Here is a 16,055-nt window from a genome sequence, read left to right on the forward strand (position 1 = left end):
GCGGAGTGTCAGGCAATGCATCTGTAACTGAACCACCGCCTTCGCGAGCAAGCCCGCTCCCACATTGGGTGCTCGGTCAGCCCGGAGATCGTGTCGGGTCAGCCTTGCGCGGATAGGTTCTTTCCTCCTGAATCCGCCCATCCATGCTGTGAATCCTCAGCGACGCCGTCTTGTCGCTGAGAAACTCCTTCGCCAACTCAACGATTGCCTCCTTGGTCTCTGCCGTTTTCGACGGCCGTGCCGAGCCCTGCTTGGTCAACGCCCAACCGGTGCCGGTCTTGTTGATGTTGTAGGTATCCATGGTCTGCTCCTTCGACTGAATAAACACGGCACGCGGCAAAACCCGCGCCCTACTATTGCGAGCGCGGCTGCCGGGCAGAGTTCAAGGCAGTTGGCGGGCCAGGTTACGGGCGGCCCTACAGGTCAAACCGATCCACTGCCCTGCGCCGCTCATTGTCGTCGCGCACATCGTAGGTGGCGGTGGTCTGGATATTGGTGTGGTGCGCCAGCTTCTGGGCGATCGACAGGTCGTACTCTTCAATGACCCGCGTGATAAACGAACGGCGGAAATCATGGGGCATGATTTTCACGCCGACCTGTTCCCCACGCTGGCGGGCGATGTAGTAAATCGCGTGTTTGGTGATGCGCTCGCGGGTGATATGGCTGCCCCGGCGAATCCGGTTGAACAGGAAACCGTCGTCCTGTTCCCCCGGTTTCAGCTGGCTGCGGCGAAACGCCAGCCATGCCTCCAGCTTGGCAAAGGCCCAGGCCGGTGCGTACTTGATCAATTGCTTGTTGCCCTTGCCGGTAACCTGCAGGCTGCGCTCGTCAAAGTTGACCTGGCCCAGCTCGATGTTCACCGATTCCGACTTGCGCATGCCCGAGCCATACAGGATCCCGATCACCGCCGCATCCCGCAGGCCCTGGGGGCGCGGATCGGCGGCGCAGACTTCCATCAACTCACGAATCAGCGTACGCCGCAGGTTGCGCCCCTGGCTCAGGCGGGTGCCGGCCATGGCCTTGACCGAGCGCATCTTCAGCAGGTGGTCCTGGCTGATCAGGCTCATGCGCCAGGCTTCGTTCATCACCCCGCGCACGGCGTTGACGTACAGCGATGAGGTGTTCGGCGCATACCCGTCTTCCCGCAGCACCGCCACCAGGGCCATGACGTGTTCGGGCTGCAGCAGGTGCCAGTCGATGTCTTCGAGGTTGATGTCTTCAAAGCCCAGGCGGTCGGCAGCGTCCTGCAGCACGTAGCGCATGGTCAGCTGGCTGGAGGGCGCCAGGCGGGTGAGATAGAGGGTCAGCGGGTTGCGGGTAGACTCAGTCAAGGTAGATCAGCCTTTGGATTAAATATGTCGACTAACCATCTGTTTAATCGACATATTTAGTGAATTGGCGAGCGCCGAGTCTAGCGCAGGTCAATCTCCGGGGCTATTCCTGATCGTCTTCCGCCGGGGCTGGCGTCTGCTGCTGGCTCCAGTCGGTGTCCTGCTTCTGCATCAAGGCAAACCAGTGCTGGCGCATGAACTCCAGGTACGGTTTGGGCGCCTTGGCAAAATCTTCTTCGTCGCCGTAACAGCCAGGAAGCGGCAGCTCGGTACCCTGCTCCTTGTACTGGCTGACCAGCGCCTGTTGGGCGGCGATGCTGCAATCCTTGGGCAACGGCATGCCTTGCAGGGCGCCGGCGTCTTCATCCCACCAGCTGGCGCCATAGCGGTCGATGCCGCGCAGGCGGTACTTCTGCGACTTGCCGATGTGCATGATCAGCTTGAAATCATTGGGACTGACGTCACTGGTGCAGGTGCGGCTATACCCCACGGTGACCTGGCTGATGCCATCGCCCAGCAGGTCGGTGACCCGGGTGGCGTCGCTGTTGAAGTGCGCGCCGGCATCGAACTCGCAATGCTGCACGTCGTCGTAGAGCATCCACAGGCGCTTGGGCCGGTCACCGTCGAGCAGGTACTGGGCGGCGTAGACAAAGGCCGACTGCGCACCGTCGTCGTCGCGTTCGCTGACTTGCTCTGCGAGTACCAACAGGTTCTTGCCCTGTTTGTCGCTCCAGACGAAGGCGCCGACCTGTTTACCCCGCACTTCTACGCCATCGGGCACCTGGTCGATGGACGTCAGTGCCACGCCGTCATCGGCCCGCACACTCGTGGCCCAGGCCACCGTCATCAACAACACCATCAACATTGGCCGTAAACGCTGCACGCTATTCATCCGACTGCCCTGGCAAGAGATGGCTTACTTTACCGGCACTTGCGTGGCATTGCAGAGAAGATTCTTCAGGAACCTGCCCGCGTTTAGAAAAAGGCTACCGCCCCTTCTCCCCTCATCGGCACGGCGTTGTCCGTGCTTCTGCTGTTTACCTGAACCCTAGCTGTCTACCTGCCAAAAAAACGACTTTTTCATCTGCGTTTCATATTCGTTGAACATTTTTGCGCTTAATCTTGGCGGCACTACTTGAGAACGAACCGTACTTTGCAGGTTAACTCGTTGATTCCGCTTTACCTTTGAGCATTTTAGTCTTTACTCACGTATGCCATGGAAGACCCACTGTGACCTGTCAGGACTGTCGAATGAATGCCACAAATCAACGCTATCTTTGATCGGATGCCCGGCATCCGAGGCTGACGATAACTGCTGTCTTTACGCTCCAAGTTGCTCTAACCCCCGAGGTAATGAATCTTTGAAACCCTATCCAATTCATTGCGTGTCGATCGTTATCCCGGTCTACAACGAACAAGAAAGCCTGCCTGAACTGCTGCGCCGCACCATGGCCGCCTGCAAACAACTGGCTTACGAATACGAAATCATCCTGGTGGACGACGGCAGCCGCGACAACTCCGCGCAATTGCTGGAAGACGCCGCCGCGCTCGAAGGCAGCAATGTGGTGGCGGTGATCCTCAACCGCAACTACGGCCAGCACGCCGCGATCATGGCCGGCTTCGAGCATTGCCGGGGCGACGTGGTGATCACCCTGGACGCCGACCTGCAAAACCCGCCGGAAGAAATCCCGCGTTTGGTCGAACAGGCCGCCCTGGGCTATGACGTGGTTGCCACCGTGCGCAACAACCGCCAGGACTCGGCCTTCCGCCGCTGGCCGTCGCGCCTGATCAACCTCGCCGTGCAACGCTCCACCGGCGTGGCCATGAGCGACTACGGCTGCATGCTGCGTGCTTATCGCCGCACCATCGTCGACGCCATGCTGGCCTGCCGCGAGCGCAGCACCTTTATCCCGATCCTGGCCAACAGCTTTGCGCGCCACACCACGGAAATCCTGGTGCATCACGCCGAGCGTGAACACGGCGAGTCCAAATACAGCCCGATGCGCCTGATCAGCCTGATGTTCGACCTGCTGACCTGCATGACCACCACGCCATTGCGCCTGTTGAGCATCGTCGGTTTCAGCCTGGCGGCCCTGGGCATGCTCTTCGCCTTTGCACTGATCGTGCTGCGTATCGCTTTCGGCTCCGGTTGGGCCGGCGACGGCATGTTCGTGCTGTTCGCCGTATTGTTTGTGTTCACCGGTGGCCAGTTCATCGGCATGGGCCTCCTGGGTGAATACCTGGGCCGCATGTACAGCGATGTGCGGGCCCGCCCACGGTTCTTTATCGAAAAAGTGCTGCGCAACCAACCGGCAGCACCGGCCGAGACCTTTACGGTCGACGGCCTGACATCCTCCCACACCTCTACTTCTCCTTCCGATCAGGTTTCGTCATGAATTCAAAAGCTGTTGTCTTCGCTTACCACGATATTGGCTGTGCTGGCATTGAAGCCCTGCTCAATGCGGGTTACGAAATTGCTGCCGTGTTCACCCATGCCGATGATCCCAAGGAAAACAATTTCTACGGTTCCGTCGCCCAGCTGTGCGCCCGCAACGGTATCCCGGTGCACGCCCCGGAAGACGCCAACCACCCGCTGTGGATCGAGCGCATCGCCAAGCTGAACCCGGACTACATCTTCTCGTTCTACTACCGCAACCTGCTGAGCGAAGCCCTGCTGGCCACCGCCAAGAAAGGCGCGTTCAACCTGCACGGCTCCCTGCTGCCTAAATACCGTGGCCGCGCACCGGCCAACTGGGTGCTGGTGAACGGCGAAACCGAAACCGGCGTGACCCTGCACCGCATGGTCAAGCGTGCCGATGCCGGCGCGATCCTGGCCCAGCAGAAAGTCGTGATCGAGCGCACCGACACCGGCCTGACCCTGCACGCCAAACTGCGTGACGCCGCCACCAACCTGCTGCGCGACGCCCTGCCGCAACTGGCGCAAGGCAAGCTGACCGAAACTGCCCAGGACGAAAGCAAGGCCACCTACTTCGGTCGTCGCACCGCAGCGGACGGCAAGCTGGACTGGAAAAAACCGGCTGAAGAGCTGTTCAACCTGGTTCGCGCCGTTACCCAACCGTACCCGGGCGCCTTCTGCGCCGTAGGCGAGCACAAGCTGATCGTCTGGAACGCCGAAGTCGTCAAGGGCAACGAAGGCCTGGCGCCAGGCCGAGTGATCAGCGTCAACCCGCTGCGCATCGCCTGCGGTGAAGACTCCCTGGTGGTCAAGTTCGGCCAGCGCAACGAGAACGGCCTGTACCTGGCCGGCCCGTCCCTGGCGGATGAACTGGGCCTGGTGGACGGTTCCGTACTGCGCGGCGCCGAGTCCGGCCGCAAGCCCCGTCGTACCCGCGTGCTGATCCTGGGTGTGAACGGTTTCATCGGTAACCACCTGTCCGAGCGCCTGCTGCGTGACGACCGTTACGAAATCTACGGCCTGGACATCGGCTCCGACGCCATCGAGCGCCTGCGCAGCCACCCGAACTTCCACTACGTGGAAGGCGACATCAGCATCCACTCCGAGTGGATCGAGTACCACATCAAGAAGTGCGACGTGGTCCTGCCGCTGGTGGCCATCGCCACCCCGATCGAATACACCCGCAACCCGCTGCGCGTATTTGAACTGGACTTCGAAGAGAACCTGAAACTGGTTCGCTACTGCGTGAAGTACAACAAGCGCGTGATCTTCCCGTCGACCTCCGAAGTGTATGGCATGTGCCAGGACCAGTACTTCGACGAAGACACCTCCAACCTGGTGGTGGGCCCGGTCAACAAGCAGCGCTGGATCTACTCGGTCTCCAAGCAACTGCTGGACCGCGTGATCTGGGCCTACGGCGACAAGGGCCTGAAGTTCACCCTGTTCCGTCCGTTCAACTGGATGGGCCCGCGCCTCGACCGCCTGGACTCGGCCCGTATCGGCAGCTCCCGCGCCATCACCCAACTGATCCTGAACCTGGTGGAAGGCACGCCGATCCGTCTGTTCGACGGTGGCGAGCAGAAGCGTTGCTTCACTGACATCGCCGACGGTATCGAAGCCCTGGCGCGCATCATTGATAACGACAACGACAACTGCAACGGCCAGATCATCAACATCGGCAACCCGGAAAACGAAGCCAGCATCCGTCAGCTGGGCGAAGAACTGCTGCGTCAGTTCGAAGCTCACCCGCTGCGCAGCAACTTCCCTCCGTTCGCCGGTTTCCGCGACGTGGAAAGCAAGGCGTTCTACGGCACCGGTTACCAGGACGTGGCGCACCGCAAGCCAAGCATCGACAACGCCAAGCGCCTGCTGAACTGGGAGCCTACCGTGGAGATGAGCGAAACCATCGGCAACACCCTGGATTTCTTCCTGCGTGAAGCCATGCTCGAAATCGCGGACAAGCGTTGATGCAAGCGGGTCTACGCATCGACGTCGACACTTACCGAGGCACCCGTGAAGGGGTGCCAAGGTTGTTGGAGTCGCTTGATGAAGCCGGGGTCAAGGCGACCTTCTTCTTCAGCGTCGGGCCGGACAACATGGGGCGCCACTTGTGGCGCCTGATCCGTCCGCAGTTCCTGTGGAAGATGCTGCGCTCCAACGCTGCCGGTTTGTACGGCTGGGACATTTTGCTGGCCGGCACCGCGTGGCCGGGCAAACCCATTGGCCGCGACCTGGGGCACCTGATGCGCCAGGCCAAGGCCGCCGGGCATGAAGTCGGGCTGCACGCCTGGGATCATCACGGCTGGCAAGCCAACACCGGGCGCTGGAGCGATGCACAGCTGATCGAGCAGATTCGCCGTGGCGTCGACACCTTGAGCGACATCCTCGGTGAACCCATCGACTGCTCAGCCGCCGCCGGCTGGCGTGCCGATGAGCGCGTGGTGCAAGCCAAGCAACAGTTCAATTTCCGTTACAACAGCGATTGCCGTGGTACCAGCCTGTTCCGGCCGACCCTGGCGGATGGCAGTGCCGGCACACCACAAATTCCGGTGGACATGCCGACCTTCGACGAAGTCGTGGGACCGGTGGTGGCCGCCAAGGATTTCAATAGCTACATCCTCGACCGCTTCAAGCCGTCGAAGCTCAACGTCTATACGATCCACGCAGAAGTAGAAGGGATTCTGATGGCCAATGATTTTCGCCAGTTGCTCGCCCAGGCAGGGCAGCGCGGCATCGCGTTCAAACCGTTGGGCGACCTGTTGCCCGCCGACCTCACCACCCTGCCCCAGCAACAGCTGGTGCGTGGTGCGTTGAGCGGCCGTGAAGGCTGGCTCGGAGTGCAAAAGGCATGATCCGGCGCTGGGCCTTGCCCCTGCTCCTGCTGGCCTTCGGGGTGTTCTACCTGATCCCGTTGGCCACCCACGGGCTGTGGATTCCCGACGAAACCCGCTATGCGCAGATCAGCCAGGAAATGCTGCTGACCGGCAAATGGGCCTCGCCACACTTCATGGGGATTCGCTATTTCGAGAAACCGGCGGCCGGTTACTGGATGATCGCGCTGGGCCAGGCGATTTTCGGGCAGAACCTGTTCGGCGTGCGTTTTGCCTCGGCCTTGAGCACCGGCTTGAGCATCCTGCTGGTGTATTTCGTGGCCCGGCGTTTGTGGAACGACCCGCGCAAGAGCCTGGTCAGCGCCGTGCTGTACATGAGTTTTGTCAGCGTCGCGTTCCTGGCGGGCTATGCGAACCTCGACCCGCAGTTCACCTTCTGGGTCAACCTGACCGGGGCGGCGCTGTGGTTCTGCTTCGACAGCACCACCACCCGCGGCCGGCTGTGGTCGTGGGCCTTGCTCGGGTTCGCCTGCGGCATGGGGTTCATGACCAAGGGTTTCCTTGCCTGGTTGCTGCCGGTGCTGATCGCCCTGCCCTACGTGCTCTGGCAAAAACGCATTCGTGAACTGCTCACCTATGGCTTGGTGGCCGTGGTGGTGGCGATTGTCGTGAGCCTGCCCTGGGCGCTGATGGTGCATGCCCAGGAACCGGACTACTGGAATTTCTTCTTCTGGCACGAGCACATCCAGCGCTTTGCCGGCGACGACGCCCAGCACTCCGAGCCCTTCTGGTATTACCTGCCGCTGATGGTTGCGTTCACCCTGCCGTGGATGGCGTTGCTGCCGTCCACCGTGAAGCAGGCATGGCTGGAAAAACGCAACAGCAAGGTCGCCTTCCTGCTGCTGTGGCTACTGATGCCGCTGGCGTTCTTCAGCCTGGCCAAGGGCAAGCTGCCGTCGTACATCATGCCGTGCCTGCTGCCACTGGCGCTGCTGATGGGGCATACCCTCGCCGACAAACTGGCCCAGGCCCGTGGCCGCGTACTGCGCATCAACGGCTGGGTGAATCTGGTCATTGGCATATTGGCGTTGCTGGCCCTGACCTGGTTCCAGCTGAAAAAACCGGTGTACGAGCACGGCCAGGAAACACTCAGCCTGGTGCTGGTGTTCGTCTTCCTGTTCGGCTGGATCATCGCCAACCTGCTGCAAGCCGCCCGCCCGTTGCACATGTGGGCCGCACCGGTGATGGGCAGCTGGTTGCTGGTGGCGCTGGTGCCGGCCGCGTTGCCGCACTCGGTGGTTTATAACAAGACCCCCGACCAGTTCATCATCGACCACCTCCAGGAGCTGCAGCCGACCACTGCGTTGCTGAGCAACGACCTCGGCGCCGCATCGGCCTTGTCATGGCGCCTGCAGCGTCCTGAAGTGATGCTCTACAACACCGTTGGCGAAGTGAAATACGGCATCGCCTTCCCGGACACCGCTTACCGCAAGATCGATGCCGCCAGCGTCCAGCAATGGATGAGCGAGGCGCGCAAGCAAGGCTCGGTGGGCGTGGTGATGCGGGTCAAGGGTGACGACGAACGCCAGGAAGTGGACCTGCTGCCCAAAGACGGCAAGCGTTACGAGCAGGGCAATATCGTGATTCTGATCTTCCCGCAGAGCGCGCCATGACCACTCTGCTGCTGTTGTTAGGTGCCTGCCTGCTGACCTGCATGGGCCAGGTGTCCCAGAAGTTTGCCGTGGAAGGCTGGCGTGACCAGCCCGACGGTTGGGCCCTGAAGCTGCGCTCGCCGTGGCTGTGGTCGGCGCTGGTGTGCCTGGGCCTGGGCTTGCTGGTGTGGCTGCTGGTGTTGCAACGCCTGGAAGTCGGCATCGCCTACCCGATGCTGAGCCTCAATTTTGTATTGGTCACCCTGGTGGCGCGCTTTGTGTTCCACGAACACATCGATGGTCGCCACTGGTTCGGCGTGCTGCTGGTGATTGCCGGTGTGGTGCTGCTGGGGCGTCAGGTATGAGTCGCGCTCGCGGTTTTGCCCTGGCCCTGGGCAGCGTGGCACTGGTCAGCGGTGCCCAGTTGGGCATGCGCTGGAGCATGACGCGCCTGCCACTGCCTGCTGAATGGCTGACAGCACTCGACACGGGCGCCATCGACCTCGGCGCGCTGGGCGTGGTGATCCTGGCGATCATCGCCTATGCCCTGTCGATGCTCTGCTGGCTTGGCGCGCTCAAAGACCTGCCGCTGGGCCGCGCCTATTCGCTGCTCAGCATCAGCTACGCATTGGTCTACCTGCTGGCCGCCAGCCTGCCGGTGTTCAACGAACATTTTTCGCTTTCAAAAACTGCGGGAGTGGCCTTGGTCATTCTCGGAGTCCTGACTATCAACTCTCGTCGTGCTAGCACCACAAGTCCCAGGAATGCCCCATGAAAATCAGTGTATTTGGTAGCGGTTACGTCGGTCTCGTACAGGCCACCGTGTTGGCCGAAGTCGGCCACGATGTCATCTGCATGGACGTTGACGAGAAAAAGGTCAAGTTGCTGCAACAGGGCCATGTGAGCATTTTCGAGCCGGGCCTGGCGGCCATGGTCAAGGAAAACCTCGAAGGCGGACGCCTGACGTTTACCTATGACGAAAAACTCGCGGTCGAACACGGCGAAGTGCTGTTCATCGCCGTGGGTACCCCTTCGGACGAAGACGGCTCGGCCGACCTGAAATACGTGCTGTCCGTGGGCGATGCAGTGGCTCGCCACCGTATCGACCCGGTGATCCTCGTGGAAAAATCCACCGTACCTGTAGGCACTGGCGACACTTTGCGTGCGCACATGGAAAAAGCCCTGCGCATTGCCGGCCGCCACCTGGAGTTCGATATCGTCTCCAACCCGGAATTCCTCAAGGAAGGCTCGGCCGTTGCCGACTGCCGCCGCCCGGACCGGATCGTCATCGGCTGCGAACGTGAGGAAGTGCGCGAGGTGATGCGTGAGTTGTATGCACCGTTCAACCGCAACCACGACCGCATCATCTTCATGGACCTGCGCAGCGCCGAACTGACCAAGTACGCCGCCAACTGCATGCTGGCCACCAAGATCAGCTTTATCAACCAGATCGCCGAACTGGCCGAACACCTGGGCGCCGACATCGAAGCCGTGCGCCTGGGCATTGGTGCCGACTCGCGTATCGGCTACCACTTCATCTACCCAGGTTGCGGTTATGGCGGCTCGTGTTTCCCCAAGGACATGCGCGCCCTGATCCACAGCGCCAAGGCCGCCAACTGCTCCAGCGACCTGCTGGAGGCCGTGGAAGCCATCAACCAGCGCCAGAAGAGCAAGCTGTTCGAACGCGCCAATGCATTCTTCAAGGGCGACCTGCGCGGCAAGACCTTCGCCTTGTGGGGCCTGGCGTTCAAGCCCAACACCGACGACATGCGCGATGCGCCAAGCCGGGTGCTGATGGAAGCGTTGTGGGCCGCCGGCGCCAATGTACGTGCGTTTGACCCGGAAGCCATGCAGGAAACCCAGCGCATCTACGGTGATGACCCGCGCCTGATGCTGATGGGCACCCCGGAATCAACCCTGAGTGGCTCTGACGCCTTGATCATCTGCACCGAATGGCAACAGTTCAAGGCACCGGACTTCGACCTGATCCAGCAACGCCTGAAAACCCCGGTGATCTTCGACGGCCGCAACCTGTACGACGGCGAACGCCTGGCACGCAAAGGCATCCAGTACTTCCCGATGGGCCGTGGCGATTCCTGCAACTTGCCGATCCCCCAGCAAAACTGGGCGCCTCAGGCCGAGGAAGCCTAAGACGTGGACAAAGTTCATCCGCCCCTGCTCAGCCCGACGATCCGCCGACACTCATGGGTGCTGGGGCTGCTGGCACTGGCCCTGTTTATCGCAGGCAACTGGAACCAGGCAATCATCGGCTTTGATTCGCGCTTCGTGCTGTTCGCCCAGGAGATGCTGCGCCATGGGCCGGGGTTCTTCCCGACGACGTACGGGCAACCTTATGCCGATTACCTGGCCACCTCGACGCTGATGACCTGGCTGCTGTCCCTGCCCCTGGGGCAGGTCACCAGCCTGACGGCCTGGCTGCCCACGGCCATCGCTTCGGCGCTGCTCGTGGTGCTGGTCTACCGGCTGACGGCGCCCTACTCCCGGCGCTGGGCGCTGCTGAGCATCGCGGTGATGCTGCTCAGCAGCACCTTCATCAGCGAAACCCGCGCGGTGTCCCTCGACCAGATGTTGGCTGCCGTGGCCCTGGCGGTGTTTTACCTGGGTTATGCCCATGACCACTTCGGCGCCGCCAAGCGCCTGCACTGGCTGTTTGCGCTGCTGATCCTGGGGTTTGCAATCCGTGGACCGATTGGCCTGGTCATTCCCACCGGCATGCTGTGCAGCTATTACCTGATCAACCGGCAATGGCGCCAGCTGTTCAGTTTCGGCCTGCTGGCGTTGGCGTTACTGGCGGCGTGCGTGGGCCTGCTGTTGCTGCTGGCCAAGCTCAGTGGCGGTGAAACGTTCATGCAGGACGTAATCCGCATGCAGTTCCTGGGTCGCATGGATGGCACCGAAGGCTCCGGCAGCGCGCTGTATTATTTCAGCAGTTCGCTGGGCAACTACGCACCGGCGTATCCGCTGGCAATACTCGCGCTGGTTGCGATTGTCGCCGGTGGCCGGGAGGACAAGGGCCCGGCGCTGAAGCTGGTGTTGTACTGCCTCGCTGCAGGCTTGATCGTGATGATCGGCTTGTCTGTGCCCCAAGCAAAAAAAGCGCGCTATGTGCTGCCGATGCTGCCCCTGGCGGCAATCATCGCCGCGTACCCGTTCCAGGTGTCGCGAGGCAGACTGTTCGCCGGGCTGCGCTGGCTGATGCTGGGGTTGTGGACGGTCATTCCGGGGCTGCTGATCGCAGGCTTGTTCGTGGCGCGTCACCGCTTCCCCGAGCAGATTGGCAGCCTCAATCCGGTGTTCGGGATCCTGATCGCGATCCAGGTGCTGGCACTGGGCTTGCTGTTCAACCGGCGCCTTCGCTACGTGGGCCCGGCATTCGCCGCGGTATTGGCGGTGTGGCTGGCGTATATCGTGATGGTCGAGCCGCTGGAGCGCCGGTTGTATGACACGCGCACCTTTACCCTCCAGGCCCATGCGCTGACCCAGCTACAACCGGCGCCGCTGGTATTGCACGCACTGGGCAAGGACGCAAAAGCCATCAAGTTCATGGTCAACCTCGATTGCGACCGGGTGCCGTTGTTTACCCAGTTGCCTGCCGACCTGGCGCCGATCCAGGCTCCTGCATGGCTGATCATGAGCCAGTCGGACTATGAAGCGTTGAGCGACCCGCGTTTTCGTTCACTGCAGCCGGTACTGACCGGCCAGTTCGACAAGAACCCCTACGTACTGCTGCATTTGATCAAACCCGCACAACCTTGATACAGGGCGCGAGATAAGCGGAACCAACCGCTTATCCCGCGCCAGTACATTCAGTAGTTATAAATCCAAGTGTATGTAAGAAACTTCTTTGCCCATTCAACTTCGAAACTTTTAGCGTAGCAACTATCGAGAAACATCCTACGCATCTATACGCTGCTACCGATAAGACGCCCTCTTCCCGCCCCTAGCCCTCGACTGTAGACTCGCCTGCCAAGCGAGTTAATTATTTAATACCTTTTAACTATTTTCAGAAGTTCCAAAGGTGCGGTGTAAGGCATTCCTGTTACTTTCGAAAGAAACTCGACGAACGTAGCAGCAAGCCATCAATCAAGACATGCCCCGCTTAAACGAACAGTCGAAATAACAATAAAGACGTTTTAAACAGCATTCAGCGCTGCCGTTTATTTCATTTAGAGGAATGTTTTGTGTCCGACCGTCGATTGCCCGACCCCTCAACCTCTGACGCTGTCGCGCCTTTGTCCCGCGACAGAGTGAATGCGGGTTACATCCCGCTGCCAAAACTGGATCGGCTCATGGAACTGCGTGATGCACTGGTGGTGCTCAAGGGGCCATTGGCCAACAATCCATCGCTGCGGGAAAATGTACAAAACCTGCTGATCAACGAGGAAACCGATGACCGTGTGCTGGGCAAGATCAGCAACCCCATGCCACCGCCAACCCGCCTGATACCGTTTGGCTGACACGTTTTACTGCAAAAATACTGCACTTGACCTGCATTAATATGCATTGGCAGCAGTCTTCATCGATTGGCACACTGCGCAGGTTCCTCCCCCAAATGCAGGAACTTCTTTAAAGGGCTTTTCCGGGAAACCAGGCAAGCCTTTTTTTTCGCCCGCTTTTCACGGATCGTCTGTCAATGCTCGCTCGCTGGTTACCCGCTGCCATCAATACCCGCCCTGCCGAATGGAGTCGTGCCGCCATCGGCATGGCCCTGGGCACACTGTTCAGCGTCTGGCTGTGCACCCAGGTGTTCGGCACCGAGGTGGCCCTGCACCTGATAGGCCCGCTGGGAGCCTCGGCGGTGCTGCTGTTTGCCGTATCCTCCGGCGCGCTGGCCCAGCCCTGGTCGATCATCGGCAGCTACCTGTGTGCCGGGATTGTTGCGCTGCTGGTGGCCCGGGTATTGGGCCGAACGCTGGGCAGCGCATGCCTGGCTGCCGGGATGACCGTGATCCTGATCTGCTGGCTGCGCTGCCTGCATCCACCGGCGGGCGGCCTGGCCATGAGCCTGGTGCTGGCTGACCCTGCCTCGATTGCCATGGGCTGGCACGAACTTGCCGCAGTCATGCTGGGAGCCACAGCCTTGTTGGCCTGCGCGCTGGCCTACAACAACGCCACGCGCACGCGTTACCCCAAGGGCACCCGCGAACCGGCTGCGCCGATCTTTATGCCAATGGCCACCGAAAACCCCGGGATCAGCGCCGAGGACCTCAAGCAGGCCCTCGCCGAGCGCGAGCAGTTCCTGGACGTTACCCCGCAGGAGCTGGAAGAGCTGATCCAGGCCAGCGAGCGGTATGCCCGGCGGCGCACCATCGGCGCGGTTTTCCAGCGCCAAGGCCAGCCTCCTCCATAAGGCAAAAATGCAAAAACGACCTGCATGATTCCGACTTGTACTGGGCAAATTTGCACTGGTACGATCGCGAGATGGTTCGCCCGCGAACATCTTGATAAAGAACAATAAAAGCAGGGAGTTAGAGATGACTGCTCAGGTTTCATCCGAGGCAAGCAGCGCCGGGATTGTGCAAGACGAGGTCCTGGCGCACGTACGCAACCATATTGGCCACCTGACCCTCAATCGCCCCGCAGGCCTTAACGCCCTCACCCTGGACATGGTCCGCAGCCTCAGCCGGCATTTGCAGGCGTGGGCGGACGATCCCCAGGTGCATGCCGTGGTGTTGCGCGGTGCCGGTGAAAAAGCCTTCTGCGCCGGCGGCGACATTCGCTCGCTGTACGACAGCTTCAAGAGCGGCGACACCCTCCACGAAGACTTCTTCGTCGAGGAATACGCCCTCGACCTCGCCATTCACAACTATCGCAAACCGGTCCTGGCACTGATGGACGGCTTCGTCCTTGGCGGTGGCATGGGCCTGGTGCAAGGCGCCGACCTGCGGGTGGTCACCGACCGCAGCCGCCTGGCAATGCCCGAGGTGGCCATCGGGTATTTCCCTGACGTGGGCGGCAGCTATTTCCTGCCGCGCATTTCCGGGGAACTGGGGATCTACCTCGGGGTGACCGGCGTGCAGATTCGCGCCGCCGACGCCCTGTATTGCGGCCTGGCGGACTGGTACCTCGACAGCACCCGGCTTGCCGACCTCGACCAGCGCCTGGACCGCCTGGAATGGCACGATTCTCCCCTCAAGGACCTGCAAGGCCTGCTGGCCAGCCTCGCGGTGCAACAATTGCCCGACGCCCCTCTGGCGGCGCTACGCCCAGCCATCGATCACTTCTTTGCCTTGCCGGACGTGCCGAGCATCGTCGAGCAATTGCAGCAAGTCACCGTCGCCGACAGCCATGACTGGGCATTGACCACCGCCAGCCTGATGCAGACGCGCTCCCCCCTGGCCATGGCCGTGACCCTGCAGATGCTGCGTCGCGGGCGCCACCTGCCGCTGGAGCAGTGCTTTGCCCTGGAACTGCACCTGGACCGCCAATGGTTTGCCCGTGGCGACCTGATCGAAGGCGTCCGCGCCCTGCTGATCGACAAGGACAAAACCCCTCGCTGGAACCCTCCAACCCTGCAGGCGTTGGAGGCTGATCATGTCGAAAGCTTCTTCCGCGACTTCGACAAGAACGGGAACTAAATCATGCAAGATATTGAATTTACAGAAGAACAAGTGATGATCCGCGACATGGCGCGGGACTTTGCCCGTGGCGAAATCGCCCCCCACGCCCAGGCTTGGGAAAAGGCCGGCTGGATCGACGATGCCCTGGTCGCCAAGATGGGCGAGTTGGGTTTGCTGGGCATGGTGGTGCCTGAAGAATGGGGCGGCACCTACGTCGACTACGTGGCCTACGCCCTGGCAGTGGAAGAGATTTCCGCTGGCGACGGCGCTACCGGCGCACTGATGAGTATCCATAATTCAGTGGGTTGCGGGCCAATCCTCAACTACGGCTCACAAGCACAAAAGGAAACCTGGCTGGCGGAACTGGCCAGCGGCCAGGCCATCGGTTGCTTCTGCCTTACCGAACCCCAGGCCGGTTCCGAAGCGCACAACCTGCGCACCCGTGCCGAACTGCGGGACGGCCAGTGGGTGATCAACGGCGCCAAACAATTCGTCAGTAACGGCAAGCGCGCCAAGCTGGCGATCGTGTTTGCAGTGACCGACCCGGAGCTGGGCAAGAAAGGCATCTCGGCGTTCCTGGTGCCGACCAACACCCCGGGCTTCGTGGTGGACCGTACCGAGCACAAGATGGGCATTCGTGCCTCCGACACCTGTGCCGTCACCCTCAACCAGTGCACCGTACCGGAAGCCAACCTGCTGGGTGAACGCGGCAAGGGCCTGGCCATCGCCCTGTCCAACCTCGAAGGCGGACGCATCGGGATTGCCGCCCAGGCGCTGGGTATCGCCCGTGCCGCCTTTGAGGCCGCGCTGGCCTATGCCCGTGACCGGGTGCAGTTCGACAAGGCGATCATCGAGCACCAGAGCGTGGCCAACTTGCTGGCCGACATGCAAACCCGCCTGAATGCGGCGCGCCTGCTGATCCTGCATGCCGCCCGATTGCGCAGTGCGGGCAAGCCATGCCTGTCGGAGGCCTCCCAGGCCAAGCTGTTTGCCTCGGAAATGGCCGAGAAGGTGTGCTCTTCAGCCATGCAGATTCATGGGGGTTATGGCTATCTGGAGGACTACCCGGTGGAGCGTTACTACCGGGATGCGCGGATTACCCAGATTTACGAGGGCACCAGCGAGATTCAGCGGATGGTGATTGCCAGAGAATTGAAAAACTACCAGCTGTAACAGGTATTTCGCAGAACCAATGTGGGAGCGGGCTTGCTCGCGAAGGCGGTGGATCAGTCGATACATCGGGT

15 protein-coding genes are annotated in these 16,055 nt (G+C 61.1%); 12 read left to right on the top strand and 3 right to left on the bottom strand.

Annotation, left to right across the window (positions count from 1 at the left end; all coding sequences use genetic code 11):
- Positions 1-76: 76 nt before the first annotated feature.
- From ACW9I6_RS22385 to ACW9I6_RS22395, 3 genes are all read right to left on the bottom strand, one after another.
- Positions 77-301 (bottom strand): DUF2188 domain-containing protein, encoded by a 225-nt coding sequence (locus ACW9I6_RS22385; protein ID WP_003217639.1) that lies wholly within the window; start codon positions 299-301, stop codon positions 77-79.
- Between the two features lie 115 nt (positions 302-416).
- Complete coding sequence (locus tag ACW9I6_RS22390) at positions 417-1,331, bottom strand: site-specific integrase (protein WP_087692998.1); 915 nt, start codon at positions 1,329-1,331, stop codon at positions 417-419.
- Positions 1,332-1,434: 103 nt separating this feature from the next.
- Complete coding sequence (locus tag ACW9I6_RS22395; RefSeq protein WP_023658829.1) at positions 1,435-2,223, bottom strand: M949_RS01915 family surface polysaccharide biosynthesis protein; 789 nt, start codon at positions 2,221-2,223, stop codon at positions 1,435-1,437.
- Between the two features lie 469 nt (positions 2,224-2,692).
- Between ACW9I6_RS22395 and arnC the strand changes: the two genes are divergently transcribed.
- The 12 genes from arnC to ACW9I6_RS22455 all read left to right on the top strand — a co-directional run bounded on the left by arnC (position 2,693) and on the right by ACW9I6_RS22455 (position 15,984).
- A complete protein-coding gene (gene arnC / locus ACW9I6_RS22400) occupies positions 2,693-3,727 on the top strand; it encodes an undecaprenyl-phosphate 4-deoxy-4-formamido-L-arabinose transferase (RefSeq protein ID WP_003217633.1) in 1,035 nt (344 codons plus the stop codon).
- A complete protein-coding gene (gene arnA, locus ACW9I6_RS22405; protein ID WP_177022829.1) occupies positions 3,724-5,715 on the top strand; it encodes a bifunctional UDP-4-amino-4-deoxy-L-arabinose formyltransferase/UDP-glucuronic acid oxidase ArnA in 1,992 nt (663 codons plus the stop codon). Before arnC ends, arnA begins: the two co-directional genes overlap by 4 nt.
- Positions 5,715-6,599 (top strand): 4-deoxy-4-formamido-L-arabinose-phosphoundecaprenol deformylase, encoded by an 885-nt coding sequence (gene arnD / locus ACW9I6_RS22410; protein WP_023658828.1) that lies wholly within the window; start codon positions 5,715-5,717, stop codon positions 6,597-6,599. The genes arnA and arnD overlap by 1 nt, the downstream gene beginning before the upstream one ends.
- Entirely contained in the window at positions 6,596-8,251 is a 1,656-nt protein-coding gene (gene arnT / locus ACW9I6_RS22415; protein ID WP_178911835.1) for a lipid IV(A) 4-amino-4-deoxy-L-arabinosyltransferase, read from the top strand. Before arnD ends, arnT begins: the two co-directional genes overlap by 4 nt.
- On the top strand, positions 8,248-8,595 hold the full coding sequence (arnE, locus tag ACW9I6_RS22420; protein WP_003217625.1) for a 4-amino-4-deoxy-L-arabinose-phosphoundecaprenol flippase subunit ArnE: 348 nt from the start codon (positions 8,248-8,250) through the stop codon (positions 8,593-8,595). Before arnT ends, arnE begins: the two co-directional genes overlap by 4 nt.
- The gene (gene arnF, locus ACW9I6_RS22425) at positions 8,592-9,005 is read left to right on the top strand and encodes a 4-amino-4-deoxy-L-arabinose-phosphoundecaprenol flippase subunit ArnF (RefSeq protein WP_003217623.1); all 414 of its coding nucleotides are present in this window, start codon (positions 8,592-8,594) and stop codon (positions 9,003-9,005) included. The genes arnE and arnF overlap by 4 nt, the downstream gene beginning before the upstream one ends.
- A complete protein-coding gene (locus ACW9I6_RS22430; protein WP_008433443.1) occupies positions 9,002-10,381 on the top strand; it encodes a UDP-glucose dehydrogenase family protein in 1,380 nt (459 codons plus the stop codon). Before arnF ends, ACW9I6_RS22430 begins: the two co-directional genes overlap by 4 nt.
- Before the next feature lie 3 nt (positions 10,382-10,384).
- On the top strand, positions 10,385-12,007 hold the full coding sequence (locus tag ACW9I6_RS22435) for an ArnT family glycosyltransferase (protein ID WP_457339845.1): 1,623 nt from the start codon (positions 10,385-10,387) through the stop codon (positions 12,005-12,007).
- A 521-nt stretch (positions 12,008-12,528) separates the two neighbouring features.
- Complete coding sequence (locus tag ACW9I6_RS22440) at positions 12,529-12,708, top strand: type VI secretion system contractile sheath small subunit (protein ID WP_256344058.1); 180 nt, start codon at positions 12,529-12,531, stop codon at positions 12,706-12,708.
- Positions 12,709-12,884: 176 nt separating this feature from the next.
- Complete coding sequence (locus ACW9I6_RS22445; RefSeq protein ID WP_457339846.1) at positions 12,885-13,601, top strand: HPP family protein; 717 nt, start codon at positions 12,885-12,887, stop codon at positions 13,599-13,601.
- 124 nt (positions 13,602-13,725) lie between these two features.
- Positions 13,726-14,829, top strand: a complete 1,104-nt coding sequence (locus tag ACW9I6_RS22450; protein ID WP_008433451.1) for an enoyl-CoA hydratase/isomerase family protein — start codon at positions 13,726-13,728, stop codon at positions 14,827-14,829.
- Positions 14,830-14,832: 3 nt separating this feature from the next.
- Complete coding sequence (locus tag ACW9I6_RS22455; RefSeq protein ID WP_177021110.1) at positions 14,833-15,984, top strand: acyl-CoA dehydrogenase family protein; 1,152 nt, start codon at positions 14,833-14,835, stop codon at positions 15,982-15,984.
- The last annotated feature ends 71 nt before the right edge of the window (positions 15,985-16,055 follow it).

The organism is Pseudomonas sp. SDO5522_S412 (assembly GCF_054071215.1).